Source organism: Agrobacterium vitis (assembly GCF_014926405.1).
GTDB lineage: Bacteria > Pseudomonadota > Alphaproteobacteria > Rhizobiales > Rhizobiaceae > Allorhizobium > Allorhizobium vitis_H.
In genome coordinates this window covers 719,978-739,285 of the sequence record NZ_JACXXJ020000005.1, presented here as the reverse complement: position 1 = coordinate 739,285, position 19,308 = coordinate 719,978, and the positions used below count along the sequence as shown (strand labels likewise).

Sequence of the window (19,308 nt, the reverse complement as noted above, 5' to 3'; positions counted from 1 at the left end):
CAATTCCCTATAAGCCGCTTCTAGCCTGAAATACCATGGATCTGCGCCCGACCGGTGATGCCCCTCACCTTGGCCGGTTTTTCGCGCAGGTGAAGAGATCGGATAGAGACATGCCAAAGCGCCAAGACATTAAATCCATCCTTATCATCGGCGCTGGACCGATTGTCATCGGCCAGGCATGTGAATTCGATTATTCCGGCACCCAGGCCTGCAAGGCGCTGAAGGAAGAAGGCTACCGGGTCATCCTGGTCAATTCCAACCCGGCGACCATCATGACCGATCCGGGCCTGGCCGACGCAACCTATGTCGAGCCGATCACCCCGGAAGTGGTCGCCAAGATCATCGCCAAGGAACGCCCGGATGCGCTCCTGCCGACCATGGGCGGGCAGACGGCACTGAACACCGCGCTCTCCCTGAAGCGGATGGGCGTGCTGGACCGCTATAATGTCGAAATGATCGGCGCCAAGCCTGCCGCCATCGACATGGCCGAGGACCGCGCCCTGTTTCGGGAAGCCATGGCCCGCATTGGCCTTGAGACGCCGAAATCCATGCTGGCCAATGCCACCGAGATCAAGGATGCTGACCGCAAGACCCATGAGATTGCCCGCAACGAAGTAAAGGCACGGCTTTCCGGCGACGCGCTCGACAAGGCGCTGGATGAGCTGGAAAACCAGTGGAACCTCGGCGAAACCGACCGCAAGCAGCGCTATATGAACCATGCGATGGCGGTTGCAGCCCAGGCGCTTGATGTTGTCGGCCTGCCCACCATCATCCGCCCGTCCTTTACCATGGGCGGCACCGGCGGCGGCATTGCCTATAACCGCTCGGAATTCTTCGAGATCATCGGCTCCGGCCTTGATGCATCGCCGACGACCGAAGTGCTGATCGAGGAATCGGTGCTGGGTTGGAAAGAATATGAAATGGAAGTTGTCCGCGACAAGGCGGACAATTGCATCATCATCTGCTCCATCGAAAATATCGATCCGATGGGCGTCCATACCGGCGACAGCATCACCGTTGCCCCGGCTCTGACGCTGACGGACAAGGAATACCAGATGATGCGCAACGCTTCGATTGCGGTGCTGCGCGAAATTGGTGTTGAGACCGGCGGCTCCAACGTGCAGTTTGCGGTCAACCCCAAGGACGGCCGCCTCGTCGTCATCGAGATGAACCCGCGCGTGTCGCGCTCGTCGGCGCTGGCCTCCAAGGCGACCGGCTTCCCGATTGCCAAGATCGCCGCCAAGCTTGCGGTTGGCTATACGCTGGACGAGTTGGACAACGACATTACCGGTGGCGCGACGCCTGCCTCATTCGAACCATCGATTGATTACGTCGTCACCAAAATCCCGCGCTTTGCCTTTGAAAAATTCCCCGGTGCCGAACCGACGCTGACCACTGCGATGAAGTCGGTGGGCGAAGTCATGGCGATTGGCCGCACTTTCGCCGAATCCTTGCAAAAGGCGCTACGTGGCCTGGAAACTGGCCTGACCGGCCTCGACGAAATTGAGATCCCCGGCCTTGGCCAGGGCGACGACAAGAACGCCATCCGCGCCGCCATCGGCACGCCGACCCCGGACCGGCTGCGCATGGTGGCCCAGGCATTGCGGCTCGGCATGTCGGAAGCCGAAGTGCATGAAGGCTGCAAGATCGATCCGTGGTTCATCGCCCAGTTGAAGGCAATCACCGATCTGGAAGCCCGCATCCGTGAGCATGGCCTGCCCGAAGACGCTGAAAACCTGCGGATGCTGAAAGCCAAGGGCTTTTCCGATGCCCGTCTTGCCAGCCTGTCGGGCAAGCGTCCGAAGGAAGTGGCCGAGCTGCGCAACGGCCTCAATGTCCGCCCGGTCTTCAAGCGCATCGATACCTGCGCGGCCGAATTTGCGTCACCGACGGCTTACATGTATTCGACCTATGAGACACCGTTCGTCGGCGCGCTGCGCTCGGAAGCGCACGTGTCGGATCGCAAGAAAATCGTCATCCTCGGCGGTGGCCCGAACCGCATCGGCCAGGGCATCGAGTTCGACTATTGCTGCTGCCACGCCGCCTTTGCCCTGAAGGATGCAGGTTTTGAAGCGATCATGATCAACTGCAACCCGGAAACCGTCTCCACCGACTATGACACCTCCGACCGCCTGTATTTCGAGCCCCTGACGGCGGAAGACGTCATCGAAATCCTGCGCGCCGAACAGGAAAAGGGCGAAGTGGTCGGCGTTATCGTGCAGTTTGGCGGCCAGACCCCGCTGAAGCTGGCCGAGGCCCTGGAAAAGAATGGTATCCCGATCCTCGGCACCGCGCCTGACATGATCGATCTGGCCGAAGACCGCGACCGGTTCCAGAAGCTGTTGATGAAGCTGGACCTCAACCAGCCCAACAATGGCATTGCCTATTCGGTCGAGCAGGCGCGCCTTGTCGCGTCTGAAATCGGCTTCCCGCTGGTGGTGCGCCCATCCTACGTGCTGGGTGGCCGGGCCATGCAGATCATCCATAGTGAGAGCATGTTGCAGAGCTACCTGCTGGATACCGTGCCGGGCCTGGTGCCGGAAGCCATCAAGCAGCGGTATCCAAATGACAAGACGGGCCAGATCAACACCCTTCTCAGCAAGAACCCGCTGCTGTTCGATAGCTACCTCACCAACGCAATTGAGGTGGATGTCGATGCGCTGTGCGATGGCGAAAGCGTGTTCGTCTCCGGTATCATGGAGCATATCGAAGAGGCTGGCATCCATTCCGGCGACAGCGCCTGCTCGCTGCCATCGCGCTCGCTGAGCACCGAAGTCCTTGACGAGCTGGAGCGCCAGACAGCCGCCATGGCCAAGGCGCTGCATGTTGGCGGGTTGATGAATGTGCAATATGCCATCAAGGATGGGGTTATCTACGTTCTCGAAGTCAATCCGCGCGCCTCGCGTACCGTGCCGTTCGTGGCAAAGACCATCGGCGCGCCGATTGCCAAGATCGCTGCCCGGATCATGGCCGGTGAAAAGCTGGATGCGGCAATTGCCGCTTACGGCGCCAAGCCCGATCCGCGCAATTTGAAGCACATTGCCGTCAAGGAAGCGGTGTTCCCGTTTGCCCGCTTCCCCGGCGTCGATACGCTGCTCGGCCCGGAAATGCGCTCAACCGGCGAAGTGATCGGCCTAGATACCAGCTTTGCGCTGGCCTTCGCCAAAAGCCAGCTTGGTGCCAGCGTCGAGCTTCCCCGCGACGGCGCGGTGTTTGTGTCGGTGCGTGATGAGGACAAGGTCCGCATTCTGCCCGCCATCAAGCTGTTGACCTCCATCGGCTTCAAGGTTCTGGCCACCGGTGGCACGCAACGCTTCCTCGCCGAACAGGGCATCGAGGCGGTCAAGATCAACAAGGTTCTGGAAGGCCGTCCGCATATCGAGGACGCCATCCGCAACCGGCAGGTCCAGCTGGTGATCAACACCACCGATAGCAACAAGGCGATCTCGGACTCCAAATCGCTGCGCCGCGCGGCCCTGATGCAGAAAGTGCCTTATTACACCACGATGGCCGGTGCGCTTGCCGCTGCCGAAGCCATTGAGGCGCTGAAAAAGGGCCAGTTGGAAGTTCGTCCGCTGCAAAGCTATTTCTGACAGCCCGCCCAATAATCGACGCTGTCCGTCAGCACATGGCCGTTCTTGAACAGACTGTGAGCGAATGCGACCGAAGGGTGAGGCTTTCCGCCTGACCCTTCAAAAGCCAGGGATGCCGTACCCCGCTGATAATGCTATGAAAAGCCTCTTATCTGGCAAGGGGACAGCGTGGGCAAAAACATCGTCATCCTGTTTGACGGCACGTCGAATGAAATTTCAGCCAGCCGAACCAATATCGTCAGACTGCTTGGCTGCCTGACCCGTAGCGACGAGCAATTGGTCTATTATGAGCCGGGCGTCGGCACGTTCGGTGCAGACGACGCCTGGTTGCGACTTGCACGCCAATCCGCCGAAGTCTGGGGCCTGGCAACGGGCTGGGGTCTCGACCGCAATGTCAAGCGCGCCTACCGGTTTCTTGTTGAGAACTATCGGGCCGCACCGAGGGACGACGCCGGCAACACAATTGGCGAGGACGACAGGATCTACATCCTCGGTTTCAGCCGCGGCGCCTATAGCGCCAGGGTTCTGGCCGGCTTCATCAACAGCCTGGGCATTATTACGCCGAATTTTCTCAATCTTGTGGACTACGCCTACCGGACCTATAAAACCATTCCCATAAGCGAGCGGCATGGCGAAACGGCTGACATCGTCAGCCACTCGGCACCCTCCGCCTTTGCCGCCATGCGACTTTATGAGCGGACATTGCGCGGCTACCGTCCGGCGATTGCCTTTCTCGGCCTGTTCGACACCGTATCGACGGTGATCAACCAGACACAGAGAGGTCTCACGTTCCAGACCTTTCCCTTCACGACCCGCAATCCGAGCGTAGCCGCTGTCCGCCAGGCCCTGGCCATTGATGAACGGCGCACAATGTTTCGACCGGTCTATTGGAAGTCCGGCCAGCCATTCTGGGGCAGCCCGTTCAAGCCGGAGGACCCGCATATGATCAAGCCTCAGGATTTCAAGCAGGTCTGGTTTGCTGGCTCCCATGGCGATGTCGGCGGCGGCTATAGCGAGGCGCAGAGCGCGACGGCCAAGATTCCGCTGGCCTGGATGATCGCCGAAAGCAGGCCATTCGGGCTGCATTATGACGAAGACACCGTCCATGACATCGTCTATGGCGAAGATGACGACAACGACCATGTGAAGCTCGATCCCCTGGCCCCGATCCATGATTCCATGACCTGGTCCTGGCTGCCGTTCGAGATCGTGCCGCGTCGCGTACCCTTTTCCTCCTGGCGCTGCCGGCCTCCCAAGGGCTGGTATCTGCCGCTCTGCGACCCTCGCTCTATCGAAAAAGGCAGCGTCATCCATCAATCCGTCATCGACCGGCTGGACCACCCATCGAGGACGACCCCCTACAGGCCACCCAATATGCCGCCGCCCGGCGATTACTCAATCGAGCCTTGGTCTACCAAGCCGATTGAAGATTGACCGGCAGAGCGCTCCATGAACCAAAACGAGACAGCCCCGCCTTCGCATTTACAAAAAATCATCCTTGATCGAAGGTTAACATCCACGCAGGCCGAATCATCGCATAGAGTTGAGCGTAGAACCGGCGATAGACGGCAGAGATAATGACCCCAAGGATGAAATACCTGCTTCTGGTCTTTGCGATTTCAATTGCGATGTGGCTTGTCGCCATTGCCCTTGTTAACGACATCTGGAACCTTATATCAGCGCAGTGACATGGGTTGCGCCTGGGCAGTTGTGCCTGATGGACAGATTGAAAATACGTCCATTCGAAATCTCTGGAAATTGACTGTTACAGTCTGCTATAATGTCACGAGTTGGATATGTGGCTGGTTCCGTAGCTTTGCTTCGGAACCTGTTTTATTTTCATGGCCACGCCATGCGGGCATGAAAGGTGAAGGAAGAGGACATGGTTGATAAGGTACCGATGACGCAGAACGGCTTCTCCAAGCTTCAGGAGGAACTGCGCTGGCGTCAACAAGAAGAACGTCCTCGGATCATTGAGGCCATTGCCGAAGCGCGCGCCCATGGCGACCTTTCGGAAAATGCCGAATATCATGCCGCCAAGGAAGCCCAGAGCCATAATGAAGGCCGGGTCTCCGAACTCGAAGATCTGACTGCGCGCGCGGAAGTCATCGATCTGTCGAAAATGTCCGGCTCGAAAATCAAGTTCGGCGCCACCGTCAAGCTGATCGATGAAGATACCGACGAGGAAAAAATCTACCAGATCGTCGGCGATCAGGAAGCCGATGTGAAGGCTGGGCGTATCTCGATTTCCTCGCCGATTGCCCGCGCCATGATTGGCAAGGAAGCCGGCGACAGTATCGAAGTCGTTGCTCCCGGGGGATCAAAGGCTTACGAAATTATCGCGGTCAACTGGGGTTGATCTACAGCCTCTGCTATTGAAAAAAGGCGCGCCTTGCAGGTGCGTCTTTTTTCTGTGAGTGCGTAACATCAAATGTAGCCATGATGGCGAAAGGTACCCTGTGCGTGCTTGATCCTGCTTCAATCCTTGTGGTGGCTCCTCATTTCAAGCGGCGACTCTCGGGCGTAACCTCCACCGTGGTGCAATTGATCCCGCAGCAGCGCCGCCGTGGGCTGGCCATTGCCACACTTGGTCCCGGCCTGCCGGAGACCATGCCCGCCCTCACCTTCGCACAAATGCCAGCCTTGTGGAAAAAGCCGCGCGGCGCTTCCCATCGCGTCTGGCATGCCCGGCGCAATCTGGAAATGCTGGCAGGCGTGGTGTTGCGCGATGTGCTGCGCATGCCGCTGAAACTGCTGTTTACCTCGGCGGCCCAGCGTCACCACAGCCGCTATACCCGTTGGCTGATCTCGAAAATGGATGCCGTGGTTGCCACCAGCGCCCGCTCCGGCTCGTTTTTGCAGGTGCCGCATAGCGTCATCCGCCACGGTATCGACACTGAGCTGTTTCATCCGCCGCAAGGTGCCGAGGACAGGATGCCAGCCACCAACCTGCCGGGCGATTATCTGATTGGCTGCTTCGGTCGGGTGCGCCATCAGAAGGGTACCGATCTGTTCGTCAAGGCAATGATCGAACTTCTACCCCGCTATCCCGGTTGGACAGCCGTGGTCTCCGGCCGCGTCACGCCAGAACACAAGAGTTTTGCCGAAGGCCTTAAGGCGCAAATCGCCGCTGCCGGTCTGACGGAGCGGATCGTTTTTCTGGGCGAAGTCGAGGATATCAAGCCATGGTATCGGCGGCTGACGCTTTATGTCGCGCCCTCGCGCAATGAAGGTTTTGGACTAACGCCGCTGGAAGCCATGGCGTCCGAAACCGTTGTGGTCGCCTCGGATGCCGGGGCCTATGCGGAACTGATTGCCGAAGGCGCAACTGGCGCCGTGGTTGCCGCTGATGCCTATGCACCGCTGCGTGACGCAATCGAGCCTTATCTGGCCGATCCCGGTCGCGCCTGCCTGCATGGCAAGGCTGCCGTTGCCCATGTGCGGGAAAATTTTGCGCTTGCCAGAGAAGCGGCAGGGCTGGAGGCAGTCTATAGTCAGCTGCTCGGCAGGCCGGTCATCGCGCCGCCAAAGCCCCAACCGTAAAGCCGACGCCATGCAGGTGATGATCATCAATCTCGACCGTGCCCGTGAGCGGCTAGCCTTCCAGCAAGCGCAGATGCAGGCACTTGGGCTAGCCTTCACCCGCATAGCAGCCTTGGATGCCGACCATCTTCCCGAGCTGGACGAGGCCTATTGGAGCGGTTGGGAAAGACCGATTCGCCCTGCGGAACGGGCCTGCCTGCTCAGCCATCGCCAGATCTGGGAGACCATTGTCGCAGGCGCAAACCCCGTGTTGGTGCTGGAAGACGATGCGGTTCTGTCCGATAAGGTGCCTGCTCTTCTGGAAGCACTGCGCCATCGAACCGATCTCGACCATGTGACGCTGGAAACGCGCAGCCGCAAAAAACTTGTCGCTCGCGCCAACTTCTCCGATCTGTCACTGCGCCGGCTCTATCAGGATCGTTCCGGGGCTGCGGCCTATATTCTCTGGCCAACGGGAGCCGCCAAGCTTCTCCAGCGCAGCTCGCGCCACGGCGCCATTGCCGATGCGGTGATCTGCGCGGCCTATGAGCTTGCCTCTTTCCAGGCCGATCCGGCTCTGGCCGTGCAACTGGACCGCTGCGCGCCCTATGGCCTGCCCGAACCAATCGAAACGCAGTCTTCGATTTCCCCCGCTCAATCAGAAAAGCAGCGCCCTGCTCTCGCCTTTCGGCTCAGGCGAATCAAGGCCCAGTTGCGAATGGGCCTGCGTCAGCTTTGCCACAGCCAGAATGCGCAGCGGCGGCAGGTGCCGGTCCGGCGCGAGGATTTCGACTATCTGAAGAGCTTGGCGGTCACTCAGACCACCAGCCCGTCCGCCCCCGGTGGTGCTGCGCCTTGAGGCGGGAAAAGGCGGTATCTTCCACCTGCAACCGGTCGAAGACGGTTTTCAGCATCAGTCCAACAGGGCCTTGCGCCATCAATCCGTCCAGCCGCCAGCGCATGTTGCGCAGGGTATCGTCAGTGCCGATGGTAAAGCAGGACAGGCCGGAAAACAGCGGAATCAGCTCGGATTGCAGCCGCTCCAGCTTCTGCGCGTCGGCCGGTGCCGAAGCTGTCGCCAGCACCCGCTCGGTCTCATAGATTTTCACCGTATTGACCAGCAGCGACACCAGCATGGCTCTTGCCCGCTCCCCGGCATCCGGGTGATGATCGACAAAACTGTCAGCAGCCGAAACCAGCCAACGCAGATTGAGGTTTTCGCAGAGGAAATCAGCCTCCGCCTCCCACAGTGCCTGCAATTGCACAAATGTCTGCTCCACCTGGAATTCCCGGCGCAGCAGCACGATCAGCCGGGCATGATGCCAGAGCAGTTCCGGCTGGCCCGCAAACTCCCTCCGCAGGTTTTCCAGATGCAGATCGAGCGATTTTTCCGAGCCGCGCGTCTGCTGCGCAGTGTCACCTTCGACCATTTGATGTTTGAGTGCCTGGTAATCCAGATCCCCCTCAGCATAGCGCGCCGCGCCCCAGCGCTTGCGATGCTGGTTAAGGGAAAAGAACCGCTCAAGCCGGGTTTTCTTGCGAGGTCGGGTTTTCTTGCCGAACATGCCCTATCCTGTCACGAAGGTCGCGGCAGCCTGATGCGGGGCAGCCACACAAAGCGCAACAAGGCGCGTCACAGTCCCTGTAGCTGAAAACCAGGCAGAACGGAATGGGCAAGACTATGGCGCGCCTGACGGCTAATGTTGGCGCACCGCATGGCGAGAATAGGTGCAAACCGTTTCAACACATCTCCGGCGCGGATTTCGTCCAGCGTCCAGTGGGCATAAGCGATATCATAGAAAAGTTGCTCGCGTTCCGGCAAAGGCGGATCGACCACATCCTCGATCTGTTTGGAGCAAATCGGCGCGGCGATATTGAAGCGTGATAGCGTGATGACCGGCACGCCTTGCAGCAGGGAATCCAGCGAAAAAGACGAGGAATAGCATATGGTGCAATGCGCCCGCGCCAGCTCATCGACAACGGTGAGGGACGATAGCCCGGAAAGGTGCAGGCCGGAAACTGTCGCAAGCTCTGCCTCCAGCGCCGCGAAATCCTCGTTTTTCATGCCCGGATGTGGCCGCACGATGATGGGCCGATCCGTCAGCCTGCGCACGTGGCGAGCGGTTGCCACCAACCACTGCCGAACATCCATGCCACGCATGGCCGCGTCTCCGGGAATCTGCCCGATGATCAACACATGCTCACCAGCACTGCGATAGGGCTTCAGCCGAATATTCAGCGCAGCACTTTGCTGTTCCCAGCGGTCCGGCGGGCTATTGGCATTACAGAAATCACCCTCGCCGGGCAGGGAACCGTCAAGGGCGATCCGGTAGAAATTATGCTTGAATTTATACAGGCTGCGGCGATGTCCAAGCAGGGTATGATACCAGTTAAACGATCGCTTGCTGGTCTCACGCCCCCAGAAGCCGACTTCGACCGTCAGCAACGGCCCCTTATGCTGAACGGCAATAGCGGTGCGCAAGGCATGGACCGGCGTCGAGTCACGTCCGAAAGATCCGAAGATCACGGCGACGTCGCAGGGTTTATAGCTCGCGTCCTCCACGAGCGACACGCGAAGAGACGGATGAGAATGTTTCGCAAAGGCCTCGAAGGGGAATTCCTTCTTGGTTGCCCGAAACACATTGACGTTTATCGCATCAGATACCTGCATTTCGGTGTCCTCTTGCCCGTCACACGGCAATCTCCAGGCTGTAAAGTACCGGGATTCCAAACTACTGATCATAAACCCGTGATTGTCACGGGACCAATCAATTCGTGTTTGTATTCACTGGACAACCGCGATTTCTCCCAGTTTTCCCTGAAAAGAAACGCGGATACACCCGTATTTTTGAACAGGCCTTCCCAGCCCCGGACGAACTTGTGATTTTTTTAAAAAACCCTGGCGCGAATCAGTAACTTATTGGTTACTACAATATCAGAGCATTCTATCCTCCAAGCGCCGCATCTGGCGCAAAGCGGATAACGTCAGATGTTGGGATCAAGATGAACTTGATCCCTCTATCGATGCGGGATTGTTGTGCCGGTATACGGCATCAGGAATCGCGCAGCAGATTGGGAACATTACAGCATCATGCATTTGAGAAAATGTATGGATGTTGAGGCGCTGGGACAGCGCTATCACTTCAAAAGGGGGGACCATGACGGTCGTTGCGCCAAACTTTGTCTTTGTACATGTTCCGAAATCCGCCGGGAGATCCATCACCAGGGTGCTGGGTGGCGAGACGCAAGGGGTTCCGACCCATACGCCGTACACGAAGCTCGCCAATTTCGGCATCGACAAGCGTTTCAGCTTCGGCTTCGTTCGAAACCCATGGGACCGAATGGTATCCCTTTACTCGTTTCTTTGCCAGAAACGGCTACAAGCCTATGAGTGCCCCGATTATCAACAGCATATTCGCGATATCGGCTTCAAAGCCTGGCTGCTTGAAGATGAATATTATTCGCGGCATGACGAACATTGGCCGGATGAAATCCTGCCCCCTCTTCAACGCCGCTCGCAGCTATTCTGGTTATCCGGCTGCGACTTCATCGGAAAGATCGAAAACATCAATTCGGATTTCCGCCATATCCGCAAACGGATCGGATTGAAGCCGACCTTGATGGAAAGACTGCGTCTGACCAGCCCGGTGCCGAAGAAAAACAGCTCGAAACGCGGCAATTATACCCGCTATTTCGATGAGGAAACCAGAGCCTTTGTTGAGGCCCATTTCCAGGAGGAAATCCGCGTGTTCAACTATACATTCGGCTCCTGATACCCACTCCCGAAAATGTGAGCCGCGTCCTCGCCGTGAAGGCATGCAAATATCTCAAACGCTTGCATCGCTTGAGATATTTGCAAAAATGATAGACGCGATCATTTTCAATGACTCTTCGTAGAAAATCTGTTTGAGATAAAATCAGGGCGCTGACCGTAAGCAGAACAGCGTCGGATTTCGAGGAGCCAAACGTGATATCTGCCCCCTTACACCACGCGCGACTGAAAGTCGTATGCATTGGCTTCTGGGCAGATTATGAAGACTATTTCTGGACCAAGGCCGATACCACGCGCTTTAATGTCGAAGTCGTCAACGTCAAACAGCAAGCGCGCCGTCAGCTGATCTTCAAGGTCCTGCCGCGCTTCTGCCGGAAATACGTTTACGAGAGGATACTCACGGATCATATTGCCCGCCATCCCGACGCCTTGTTCATCGTCAACGAGCGCGAGGAGATCGTGGATTATCTTCACCGCACGCGCCCCAGGGCCTCTATTGCCGTGGTCGTGCGCAATCCAATTGCCACAAAGAACGGCATGGGACCTCTGCTGCGCGATCTTCATGCCGCCGGCTATCCGGTTCTGTCCTTCGACCAGGCCGATTGCGAGCGCTACGGCTTTGAATTCTACAGGCAATTTATCGCCGCGGTAGACGGTGTCCGCTCGGTCACTCCAGTCTACGACTTCGCCTTTCTGGGCAAGGACAAGGGACGCAAGGATCTGATAGAGACACTCAGCGATCAGTTGACACAAAAGGGCTTTAGCACGTCTATCCGCTTCACCGAGGTGAAAAAACACCGCAAGACACTGACCGAACGTCTCGCCAAGAAACCGGTCAATAAGCCCTATCCCGCCTATCTCGCCGAAAATCTTGCCGCACGCTGCATCATTGATATCGTCCAGGACGGCCAGAAGGGCTTAACGCTGCGACCGCTGGAAGCCGCTCTCTACGGACGCAAGCTCATGACCAACAATCGGTCTGTGCGCGACGAGGAATTTTATCATCCAGACAATGTCTTCATTCTCGGTGAGCATTCAAACCGCCCACAGGGCCTGGAAGGAATAGAGGATTTCTGCAAGGCGCCCTTCGTCGAAATCTCGCCGCATGTCATGGCGCTCTACTCGGTCGATGCGCTGATCGACCAGATCATTGGCCTGCTCAAGCCCACATCAAGTCTTGAGAGATAACAACGCGAATCATGGACGATGATTTTGCGGCAAGGCGCAATCAAATATCCACCAGCATCAAATATCCACCAGACCCAGCCGCTTGATCTGCCGGATCGTCAACAGGGTTTTCACCGTATCGACATGGCTATTGGCCGTCAGCGTCTCGATGACGAAATCCTGGAAACTGGTGAGGTTTTCGGCCACGCAGTGCAGCAGGAAATCGCTTTCGCCATTCACCATCCAGGCCTGGCGCACGAGCGGCCATTGTTCGGTGGCAGCGGCGAAGCTCTTCAGATTGGCTTCCGACTGATGTTTCAGGCCTACCATGCAGAAGGCAACCAGATCGAAGCCCAGTTTGGGGCCGCTTAAAGCCGCATGATAGCCTTGAATAATGCCAGAATCTTCCAGCTTGCGCACCCGGCGGAGGCAGGGCGGTGCGGAAATACCGACGCGCTCCGAAAGCTCGACATTGGTCATCCGACCGTCGCGTTGCAGCTCTCTTAGAATTTTGATGTCGATGGCATCCAAATCAGCGCGAAACACGCGGTCACCCTTTTATCAAACTCCATGCGCGCTTATGACCCTGACCGGGTTCCAACGCAAGAAAATGTCCGTTTGCCGCAGTAAAATTACGGTGGATGGAATTGCCCTGTTATAAACGCAGAGCTGCCCTTGAATAAATGCATGGAGCCTTCATAAATGAAATGAAGAAAAGGCGAGGCAGGCATCCTATATGCCGCACACCACACGTCCCTCGCCACGGAAAGGAAAGACCATGTCCGCCCGCCATACCAAAGTGCTGATTATCGGCTCTGGTCCCGCCGGTTATACCGCCGCCATTTATGCAGCCCGCGCCATGCTGAAACCGGTGTTGATCGCCGGCATGGAACAGGGTGGCCAGCTGATGATCACCACCGATGTGGAAAACTATCCCGGCTTTGCCGATCCGATCCAGGGCCCCTGGCTGATGGGTGAGATGCTGAAACAGGCCACCCATGTCGGTACGGAAATCGTCAACGACCTGGTGACCGAGGTGGAAACCACCCGCCGCCCCTTCACCGTCAAGACCGATTCCGGCACCGTCTGGACCGCTGATACGCTGATCATCTGCACTGGCGCCAAGGCGAAATGGCTGGGCATTGAGAGCGAACAGCATTTCCAGGGCTTCGGGGTTTCGGCCTGCGCCACCTGCGATGGGTTTTTCTATCGCAACAAGGATGTGATCGTGGTCGGCGGCGGCAATTCGGCGGTCGAGGAATCCCTCTACCTGTCGCATATCGCCAAGACCGTCACCGTCGTGCATCGCCGCGACAGTTTCCGCTCGGAGAAGATTTTGCAGGAGCGGCTGTTTGCCAAGGATAATGTCAAGGTCCTCTGGAACACCGTTATTGATGAAGTCACCGGCATCCCGGCCAAGCCGCCTATGCCGCCCTCCGTCACCGGCGTGCGGCTGAAGAACCTCGACAGCGGCATCGTTACCGATACTCCCATCGACGGCGTTTTCGTCGCCATCGGCCATGCGCCGGCGGTGGAACTGTTCACGGGCAAGCTGAAATTGAAGCCAAATGGCTATCTGTGGACCGCCCCGGATTCGACCGCGACCGACGTGCCCGGCATTTTTGCCGCCGGCGACGTGACGGATGATATCTACCGCCAGGCTATTACTGCTGCCGGCATGGGCTGTATGGCCGCCCTTGAGGCAGAACGTTATCTTGCCGCGGAGATTATCCCGGCTCAGGCCGCGGGGTGAGGGCATGATGCGAGGCAGCAGCAATATACCGCTGGATTGGGACAAACTGCGGATTTTCCATGCCGCAGCCGAAGCCGGGTCCTTTACCCATGCGGCAGATAAGCTGCATCTCTCGCAATCGGCAATCAGCCGACAGGTGAGCGCGCTGGAGCAGGATGTGGGGGTGAAGCTGTTTCACCGCCACGCCCGCGGCCTGATTCTGACCGAACAGGGCGAATTGCTCTATCGCACCGCCCATGACGTGCTGCTGAAGCTGGAAACAGTGAAAATGCAGCTGACTGAGACCACCGAAAAGCCGAGCGGCAAGCTGCGCGTCACCACCACGGTCGGGCTTGGCCAGGGCTGGTTGACCGACAAAGTGCAGGAATTCCTGCAACTTTACCCTGATATGTCGATCCAGCTGATCCTCGACAACGAGGAACTGGACGTCAACATGCGCCACGCCGATTGCGCCATTCGGTTGCGCCAGCCGCAGCAATCGGACCTGATCCAGCGCAAGCTGTTTACCGTGCATATGCATGTCTATGCCGCGCCCTCCTATATCAATCGCTATGGGGAGCCGCAGACCATCGAGGATCTCGATAACCACCGGATCATCAGCTTTGGCGAACCAGCGCCCAATTACCTGCTTGACGTTAACTGGCTGGAAGTGGCCGGGCGCTCCTCCGACAATCGCCGCATTCCCCATCTGCAAATCAACAGCCAAACCTCGATCAAGCGCGCCTGCCTGCTGGGCATAGGGGTCGCCTGCATGCCCGATTACATTGTCGGACGCGATCCGGGACTGATTCAGTTGCCGATCAATGCCGAAGTTCCGTCCTTCGATACCTATTTCTGCTATCCGGACGAGATGAAAAATGCGGCCAAGCTAAAAGTTTTCCGCGACTTCATCGTTAGCAAGGCGCGCAACTGGAATTTTTGAATCCGTCAGATCGTCTTATGCGCATCTATGCATAGGCCTTACTGAGCAGTCGCAGCAAGGTCGCGAATCATCGTCAAATCGTTTTTCAATTGCGACGCAAATAGCAGACATGCGACATTTGCATGCCTCCTATGCACAAAAAAGCATTGTTCACTGCACAAAAAACCACCATATCGCTCATAGCTGATGCACACGGTGGCTTCCTCCCAGTTCCCACCGCACCAGCTGTTCCCCTCTGGAGGTTTTTAACCTTCACACTTTAAGGGCCCTGGAGTAATCCGGTGGCCCCTTTTTTTTGGCTTTTTTCTTTTTGGGTCCTCGTTTTTACGGGGAGCAAACTTTTGCACGCACCCTTGAAAGTTCTAAGGATTAATCTATATAATTGTATAGTTGCGAAGAAACTATCATTGGTAGTTTTTTGTAGCTGTTCCCCTCTGGAGGTTTGACGACCTTCACACTTGAAGCATCCGTTCGCGGGTGCTTTTTTTTGGCCGCTCCAAAAACAGAGGTCACCTCTCTTGATATCGGATTTTTACGATCCATATATCGTTCATGGACGATACGAACTCTGACACGCTGGAAGACCTTGGCAAGCCGGACATGGATGACGCGCTGAAAGCGCTGTCGCATCCTGTTCGGCGTGAGATCTTGCAATGGCTGCGCGAACCGGAAAAGCATTTCAGCGATCAGGCTCATCCGCTGGAAATGGGCATTTGCGCGGGGCAGTTCGAGCGCTGCGGCCTGTCGCAATCCACCGTATCGGCCCATCTCGCGAGCCTTCACAAGGCCGGACTGATCACCTCACACAAGGTCGGACAATGGATTTTCTACAAGCGGGACGAGGCAGCCATTGCGGCTTTTCTATCCCGGCTGTCGTTGGAACTCTGACCTCCCCCATCACACTCTCATCATGACCCCAAGAAGGACATTTCAATGGCCACTCTTTTTGACCCCTTGCAAGTCGGCGATATCGCTGTTGCAAACCGCATCGCCATGGCGCCGCTGACGCGCAACCGCTCCCCTAATGCCGTTCCAAAGCCAATCACCGCCACCTATTACCAGCAGCGCGCTACCGCCGGTCTGCTGATCACCGAAGCCACGGCTATTTCTCATCAGGGCCAGGGTTATGCCGATGTTCCGGGCCTCTATACGCCTGAAGCCCTTGAAGGCTGGAAGGCCGTCACCAAGGCGGTGCATGAGGCGGGAGGCAAGATCGTCACCCAGCTCTGGCATGTCGGGCGCATTTCCCATACGTCGCTTCAGCCAAATGGCGGCAAGCCGGTTGCACCTTCGGCGATCACCGCCAAGGGCAAGACCTATGTGATCAATCCGGATGGCAGCGGTGCGTTTGTCGACACTTCCGAGCCCCGCGCCCTGGAACTCTCGGAAATCCCCGGCCTGATCGAGGATTACCGCAAGGCGGCGCGCGCCGCCATTGATGCCGGTTTTGACGGCGTCGAAATCCATGCCGCCAACGGTTATCTGCTGGAACAGTTCATGCGGCTGAGCAGCAATCAGCGCAGCGATGCCTATGGTGGCTCGATTGAAAACCGTATCCGCCTGACGATTGAGGTCGTCCAGGCCGTGACCCGTGAAATCGGCAGCGGCCGCACCGGCATCCGCCTATCGCCGGTCACGCCCGCCAATGACGTTTCAGATCCCGATCCGCAGTCGGTCTATACCACGCTGGTGGAAAAGCTGGCGGCCTTCGATCTAGCGTATATTCACGTGATCGAGGGTGCGACCGGCGGCCCGCGTGATTTCAGCCAGGGCGACAAGCCCTTCGACTGGGATGCCTTCAAAGGCGCCTACAGCAATGCGGGCGGCAAGGCTGTCTGGATCGGCAATAACGGCTATGACCGGCAGATGGCCATGGATGACATTGCATCCGGCAAGGTCGACATGGTCGCCTTTGGCAAGCCCTTCATCGCCAACCCGGATCTGGTGCGCCGCCTGAAGGAAGACGCACCATTGAACGAAGCCGACCAGAGCACATTCTACGGCGGCGGAGAAAAGGGCTATATCGACTATCCGACACTCGACGACTGATCGTAGACCTTAATATAGACCCCGCCGCCATCCGGCGGGGTCTTTTTGCATTATTGCGGCGCGGTTTCAGATGCCATCGAACGGCTTCCGTCAGGGTGAACCGCAGAGGTTTGCAAGCACTTCAGGCTCTTCAAGGTCGTGGCAACCGCCACGTCCAGCTTCGTCCTAGGTTCTTCGCCAAGCACCTCGACAAGACGTCGGTTATCCAGCGCAATGGGTTCGCGCCACAGGTAGCGCATTTCCAGCAATTCCCTGAACACAGGCAGGATGGGTGACAACAGCGGCACCATCCACCAGGCAAAGCGCTTGAACCGGACAGAATCGCTGCCGCTTGCTCGCCGGATCGCCAGTGCCATTGCATATCCGTCCGTATCGACATGGCCCTGCATGTGAAAACGGGCGAAGGCTGGCATATCAGGCACGCGTTCCAGTAGCCGGATAAAGGTTTCCGCGACATCAGGCAGATAGGCCCAGCTATGGCTGACGCCCGGCCTGCCCGGCAGGTTAACCCGGGTCACGGGCTTGCCGGGGGTAATCAGCCCTTGAGCAAACCAGTTGTTTCCCGCCTCAGGCCCGAAGAAATCACCAGCCCGGACAACAATGACCCGCACCCCCTCGCCTGCCGCCTGTTCCAGCCGCCGCTCCAACTCTACCCGGATCTCGCCCTTGACCGTCCGCGGATGTTGCGGGCTCGCCTCGCTGAGCAGTGGGAAGGCATCCGGGCCGTAGTTATAGATCGTACCCGGCATCAGGATACAGGCACCGCTGGCACGGGCGGCGGCAATAGTGTTGTCGATCATCGGTAGCACCAGTGTCCCCCAGTTGCGATAGCCGGGCGGATTGACGCCATGCAGGATAACTGAGGCGTCTTTGGCCGCGTGGATGACATCGTCGCGATTCATCGCATCGCCCTGCACCCATTCCAGTGCTGACTGCCCTTCCTTATGTTTTGCCACCATTCGGGCCGCATCGCGGTGCAAAGCCCGCACATGGTATCCCCGACCGGCCAGCGCCCGTGCGACGGCACCCCCGACACCTCCCGTTGCACCAAGCACGAGAGCAATCGGGCCGGGCTGCGGAACAGAACCAATGATATTGTCGATCTCTGTCATAGCAATCTCCAGGCGTGTGCTGTTTCGATTGCCGATCATCCCTCATGACTGATGTATTCGAAATTGTATATTTTCTTATCCATGCTATACAAAAATGCATGAACGCAGATCAACTGAGTTGGGATCTCTATCGCAGTCTTCTCGCCGTAATCACGGAGGGTTCACTGTCTGCCGCAGCGCGTCAGCTCGGCCTGACCCAACCGACAGTCGGTCGCCATATCGAGATGCTGGAGCAGGCTTTTGGCACGCCCTTGTTCCTGCGCAGCCAGCGCGGCTTGCTGCCAACGGAAACCGCCCTTGCCATGCGGGGCCACGCTGCCCTGATGGCCGCCACCAGCACATCGCTGGCGCGCATCGCAGCCGGGGAGCAGGGAGAGGCAGGAGAATTGCGCGGACCGGTGCGGATCAGCGCCAGCGAAATGATCGCCGTGGAAGTGCTTCCCCCAATGTTCACCCGTTTGCAGGAGCAGTTTCCCGGGCTGGAAATCGAGCTATCGGCCACCGACCAGATGGAGGATCTGCTCCACCGGGAAGTGGATATTGCCGTGCGTATGGTAGCGCCAACCCAACTCGCCCTGATTAGCCGCCATATCGGGGCGATTGGCATCGGCTTTTATGCCCATCGGCGCTATCTCGAGCGTCATGGTACGCCATCAAGTCTGGCGCAGCTTGCGGATCATCGCCTCATCGGTTTCGACCGGCAATTGGCCTATATCAGGGACCTGCTGAAAACCCGCCCGGATCTGCATGCCCTGCATTTTCAGTTTCGCAGTGACAGCAACCTGGCACAATTTGCAGCCATCCGCGCCGGATTGGGGATCGGCATGTGTCAGCCCGGCCTCGCCCGCCGCCATGCGGATCTCATCGAAGTCCTGCCCGGAGCCCTCAATATCGCGCTCGACACATTCGTGGTCATGCATGAGGACCTGAAACTAAGCCGCCGCTGCCGGACGGTGTTCGACGCCGTGGTCGAGGGATTATTGGCCTATCTGCGCGAATGACATTGACCGCGAACGCGCAATGCAGTCCTGGTCCGCGAGCCAACCTGGATTGCGTAACCTGTTAAGCCAGTGCGGGCCGTTCAGGCGATGCCGGTCGTTCAGGCGGTGCGGGATTGGTCGTAGTGGTCAAGGATTTCCACCTCGGGCCGATCATCGCCATTGCTCATTTCCGCCCGCCACTTGCCGCTCTCATCCTGATAGACGATCCGCACCGGCTCATCGGCCTGGGCGATTTCCTGCATGACGATCCGCGCCGCTTCCAATGCCTGGTCATGCGTATCGAAGCGTTCGGAATAGGCACCATTCAGCCGATAGGCCCAGCCTTCATCATGCGGAACGATTTCATAGGTAACCTTGACCATGATGTATCTTCTCCCTGTGCAATGAATGAGCTCCCTGTCATCTGATACCAAGGCT

Annotated in this window: 17 protein-coding genes; 12 read left to right on the top strand and 5 right to left on the bottom strand. The window is 57.8% G+C overall.

Features of this window, described 5'->3' with window-relative positions:
• Window positions 1–110: 110 nt before the first annotated feature.
• The 5 genes from carB (at window position 111) to IEI95_RS14465 (ending at window position 7,974) form a co-directional block, all read left to right on the top strand.
• Window positions 111–3,593: a carbamoyl-phosphate synthase large subunit gene (gene carB, locus IEI95_RS14485; RefSeq protein WP_156534573.1), complete on the top strand. Its 3,483-nt coding sequence runs from the start codon at window positions 111–113 to the stop codon at window positions 3,591–3,593.
• 168 nt (window positions 3,594–3,761) lie between these two features.
• Window positions 3,762–5,027 (top strand): T6SS phospholipase effector Tle1-like catalytic domain-containing protein, encoded by a 1,266-nt coding sequence (locus IEI95_RS14480; RefSeq protein ID WP_194416602.1) that lies wholly within the window; start codon window positions 3,762–3,764, stop codon window positions 5,025–5,027.
• Between the two features lie 448 nt (window positions 5,028–5,475).
• Window positions 5,476–5,952, top strand: coding sequence for a transcription elongation factor GreA (gene greA, locus IEI95_RS14475; protein ID WP_015916662.1), 477 nt, complete (start codon window positions 5,476–5,478; stop codon window positions 5,950–5,952).
• 80 nt (window positions 5,953–6,032) lie between these two features.
• Window positions 6,033–7,136, top strand: a complete 1,104-nt coding sequence (locus IEI95_RS14470) for a glycosyltransferase family 4 protein (protein WP_156534575.1) — start codon at window positions 6,033–6,035, stop codon at window positions 7,134–7,136.
• A 10-nt stretch (window positions 7,137–7,146) separates the two neighbouring features.
• The gene (locus tag IEI95_RS14465) at window positions 7,147–7,974 is read left to right on the top strand and encodes a glycosyltransferase family 25 protein (RefSeq protein WP_194416601.1); all 828 of its coding nucleotides are present in this window, start codon (window positions 7,147–7,149) and stop codon (window positions 7,972–7,974) included.
• Here the strand turns inward: IEI95_RS14465 and IEI95_RS14460 are convergent.
• Together IEI95_RS14460 and IEI95_RS14455 are read right to left on the bottom strand one after the other, a co-directional pair.
• The gene (locus tag IEI95_RS14460; protein WP_197435616.1) at window positions 7,928–8,680 is read right to left on the bottom strand and encodes a hypothetical protein; all 753 of its coding nucleotides are present in this window, start codon (window positions 8,678–8,680) and stop codon (window positions 7,928–7,930) included. The genes IEI95_RS14465 and IEI95_RS14460 overlap by 47 nt on opposite strands.
• A 68-nt stretch (window positions 8,681–8,748) precedes the next feature.
• Window positions 8,749–9,786 carry a hypothetical protein gene (locus tag IEI95_RS14455; RefSeq protein ID WP_156534579.1) on the bottom strand — a complete coding sequence of 346 codons (1,038 nt, stop codon included), beginning with the start codon at window positions 9,784–9,786 and terminating at the stop codon, window positions 8,749–8,751.
• 487 nt (window positions 9,787–10,273) lie between these two features.
• On the opposite strand from IEI95_RS14455, the gene IEI95_RS14450 reads away from it, so the two are divergent.
• Window positions 10,274–10,888, top strand: a complete 615-nt coding sequence (locus IEI95_RS14450; RefSeq protein WP_194416600.1) for a sulfotransferase family 2 domain-containing protein — start codon at window positions 10,274–10,276, stop codon at window positions 10,886–10,888.
• A gap of 194 nt (window positions 10,889–11,082) precedes the next feature.
• On the top strand, window positions 11,083–12,075 hold the full coding sequence (locus IEI95_RS14445; protein WP_156534583.1) for a WaaS/CpsH family glycosyltransferase: 993 nt from the start codon (window positions 11,083–11,085) through the stop codon (window positions 12,073–12,075).
• A gap of 57 nt (window positions 12,076–12,132) precedes the next feature.
• Here the strand turns inward: IEI95_RS14445 and IEI95_RS14440 are convergent, their stop codons facing one another.
• Window positions 12,133–12,600, bottom strand: coding sequence for an Lrp/AsnC family transcriptional regulator (locus IEI95_RS14440; RefSeq protein ID WP_194416599.1), 468 nt, complete (start codon window positions 12,598–12,600; stop codon window positions 12,133–12,135).
• Window positions 12,601–12,832: 232 nt separating this feature from the next.
• On the opposite strand from IEI95_RS14440, the gene trxB reads away from it, so the two are divergent.
• From trxB to IEI95_RS14420, 4 genes are all read left to right on the top strand, one after another.
• A complete protein-coding gene (trxB, locus tag IEI95_RS14435) occupies window positions 12,833–13,807 on the top strand; it encodes a thioredoxin-disulfide reductase (RefSeq protein WP_194416598.1) in 975 nt (324 codons plus the stop codon).
• Between the two features lie 25 nt (window positions 13,808–13,832).
• Window positions 13,833–14,729 carry a LysR family transcriptional regulator VtlR gene (locus tag IEI95_RS14430; RefSeq protein ID WP_041698126.1) on the top strand — a complete coding sequence of 299 codons (897 nt, stop codon included), beginning with the start codon at window positions 13,833–13,835 and terminating at the stop codon, window positions 14,727–14,729.
• A gap of 552 nt (window positions 14,730–15,281) precedes the next feature.
• Window positions 15,282–15,617, top strand: coding sequence for an ArsR/SmtB family transcription factor (locus IEI95_RS14425; protein ID WP_156534585.1), 336 nt, complete (start codon window positions 15,282–15,284; stop codon window positions 15,615–15,617).
• 45 nt (window positions 15,618–15,662) lie between these two features.
• Window positions 15,663–16,778: an alkene reductase gene (locus tag IEI95_RS14420; RefSeq protein ID WP_156534587.1), complete on the top strand. Its 1,116-nt coding sequence runs from the start codon at window positions 15,663–15,665 to the stop codon at window positions 16,776–16,778.
• A 50-nt stretch (window positions 16,779–16,828) separates the two neighbouring features.
• On the opposite strand, the gene IEI95_RS14415 is transcribed toward IEI95_RS14420, so the two are convergent.
• Window positions 16,829–17,890 carry an SDR family NAD(P)-dependent oxidoreductase gene (locus IEI95_RS14415; RefSeq protein ID WP_156534589.1) on the bottom strand — a complete coding sequence of 354 codons (1,062 nt, stop codon included), beginning with the start codon at window positions 17,888–17,890 and terminating at the stop codon, window positions 16,829–16,831.
• Between the two features lie 98 nt (window positions 17,891–17,988).
• Here IEI95_RS14415 and IEI95_RS14410 point away from each other — a divergent pair, with 98 nt between their 5' ends.
• Window positions 17,989–18,891, top strand: a complete 903-nt coding sequence (locus tag IEI95_RS14410) for a LysR family transcriptional regulator (RefSeq protein ID WP_156534591.1) — start codon at window positions 17,989–17,991, stop codon at window positions 18,889–18,891.
• A 98-nt stretch (window positions 18,892–18,989) separates the two neighbouring features.
• On the opposite strand, the gene IEI95_RS14405 is transcribed toward IEI95_RS14410, so the two are convergent.
• Entirely contained in the window at window positions 18,990–19,253 is a 264-nt protein-coding gene (locus IEI95_RS14405) for a DUF2188 domain-containing protein (protein ID WP_071585385.1), read from the bottom strand.
• Window positions 19,254–19,308: the final 55 nt, after the last annotated feature.

Coding starts and splice junctions, on each gene's coding strand:
- carB (WP_156534573.1), top strand. CDS start 111: ATGCCAAAGCGCCAAGACATTAAATCCATCCTTATCATCGGCGCTGGA.
- greA (WP_015916662.1), top strand. CDS start 5,476: ATGGTTGATAAGGTACCGATGACGCAGAACGGCTTCTCCAAGCTTCAG.
- IEI95_RS14470 (WP_156534575.1), top strand. CDS start 6,033: ATGATGGCGAAAGGTACCCTGTGCGTGCTTGATCCTGCTTCAATCCTT.
- IEI95_RS14465 (WP_194416601.1), top strand. CDS start 7,147: ATGCAGGTGATGATCATCAATCTCGACCGTGCCCGTGAGCGGCTAGCC.
- IEI95_RS14460 (WP_197435616.1), bottom strand. CDS start 8,680: ATGTTCGGCAAGAAAACCCGACCTCGCAAGAAAACCCGGCTTGAGCGG.
- IEI95_RS14455 (WP_156534579.1), bottom strand. CDS start 9,786: ATGCAGGTATCTGATGCGATAAACGTCAATGTGTTTCGGGCAACCAAG.
- IEI95_RS14450 (WP_194416600.1), top strand. CDS start 10,274: ATGACGGTCGTTGCGCCAAACTTTGTCTTTGTACATGTTCCGAAATCC.
- trxB (WP_194416598.1), top strand. CDS start 12,833: ATGTCCGCCCGCCATACCAAAGTGCTGATTATCGGCTCTGGTCCCGCC.
- IEI95_RS14425 (WP_156534585.1), top strand. CDS start 15,282: ATGGACGATACGAACTCTGACACGCTGGAAGACCTTGGCAAGCCGGAC.
- IEI95_RS14420 (WP_156534587.1), top strand. CDS start 15,663: ATGGCCACTCTTTTTGACCCCTTGCAAGTCGGCGATATCGCTGTTGCA.
- IEI95_RS14415 (WP_156534589.1), bottom strand. CDS start 17,890: ATGACAGAGATCGACAATATCATTGGTTCTGTTCCGCAGCCCGGCCCG.
- IEI95_RS14410 (WP_156534591.1), top strand. CDS start 17,989: ATGAACGCAGATCAACTGAGTTGGGATCTCTATCGCAGTCTTCTCGCC.
- IEI95_RS14405 (WP_071585385.1), bottom strand. CDS start 19,253: ATGGTCAAGGTTACCTATGAAATCGTTCCGCATGATGAAGGCTGGGCC.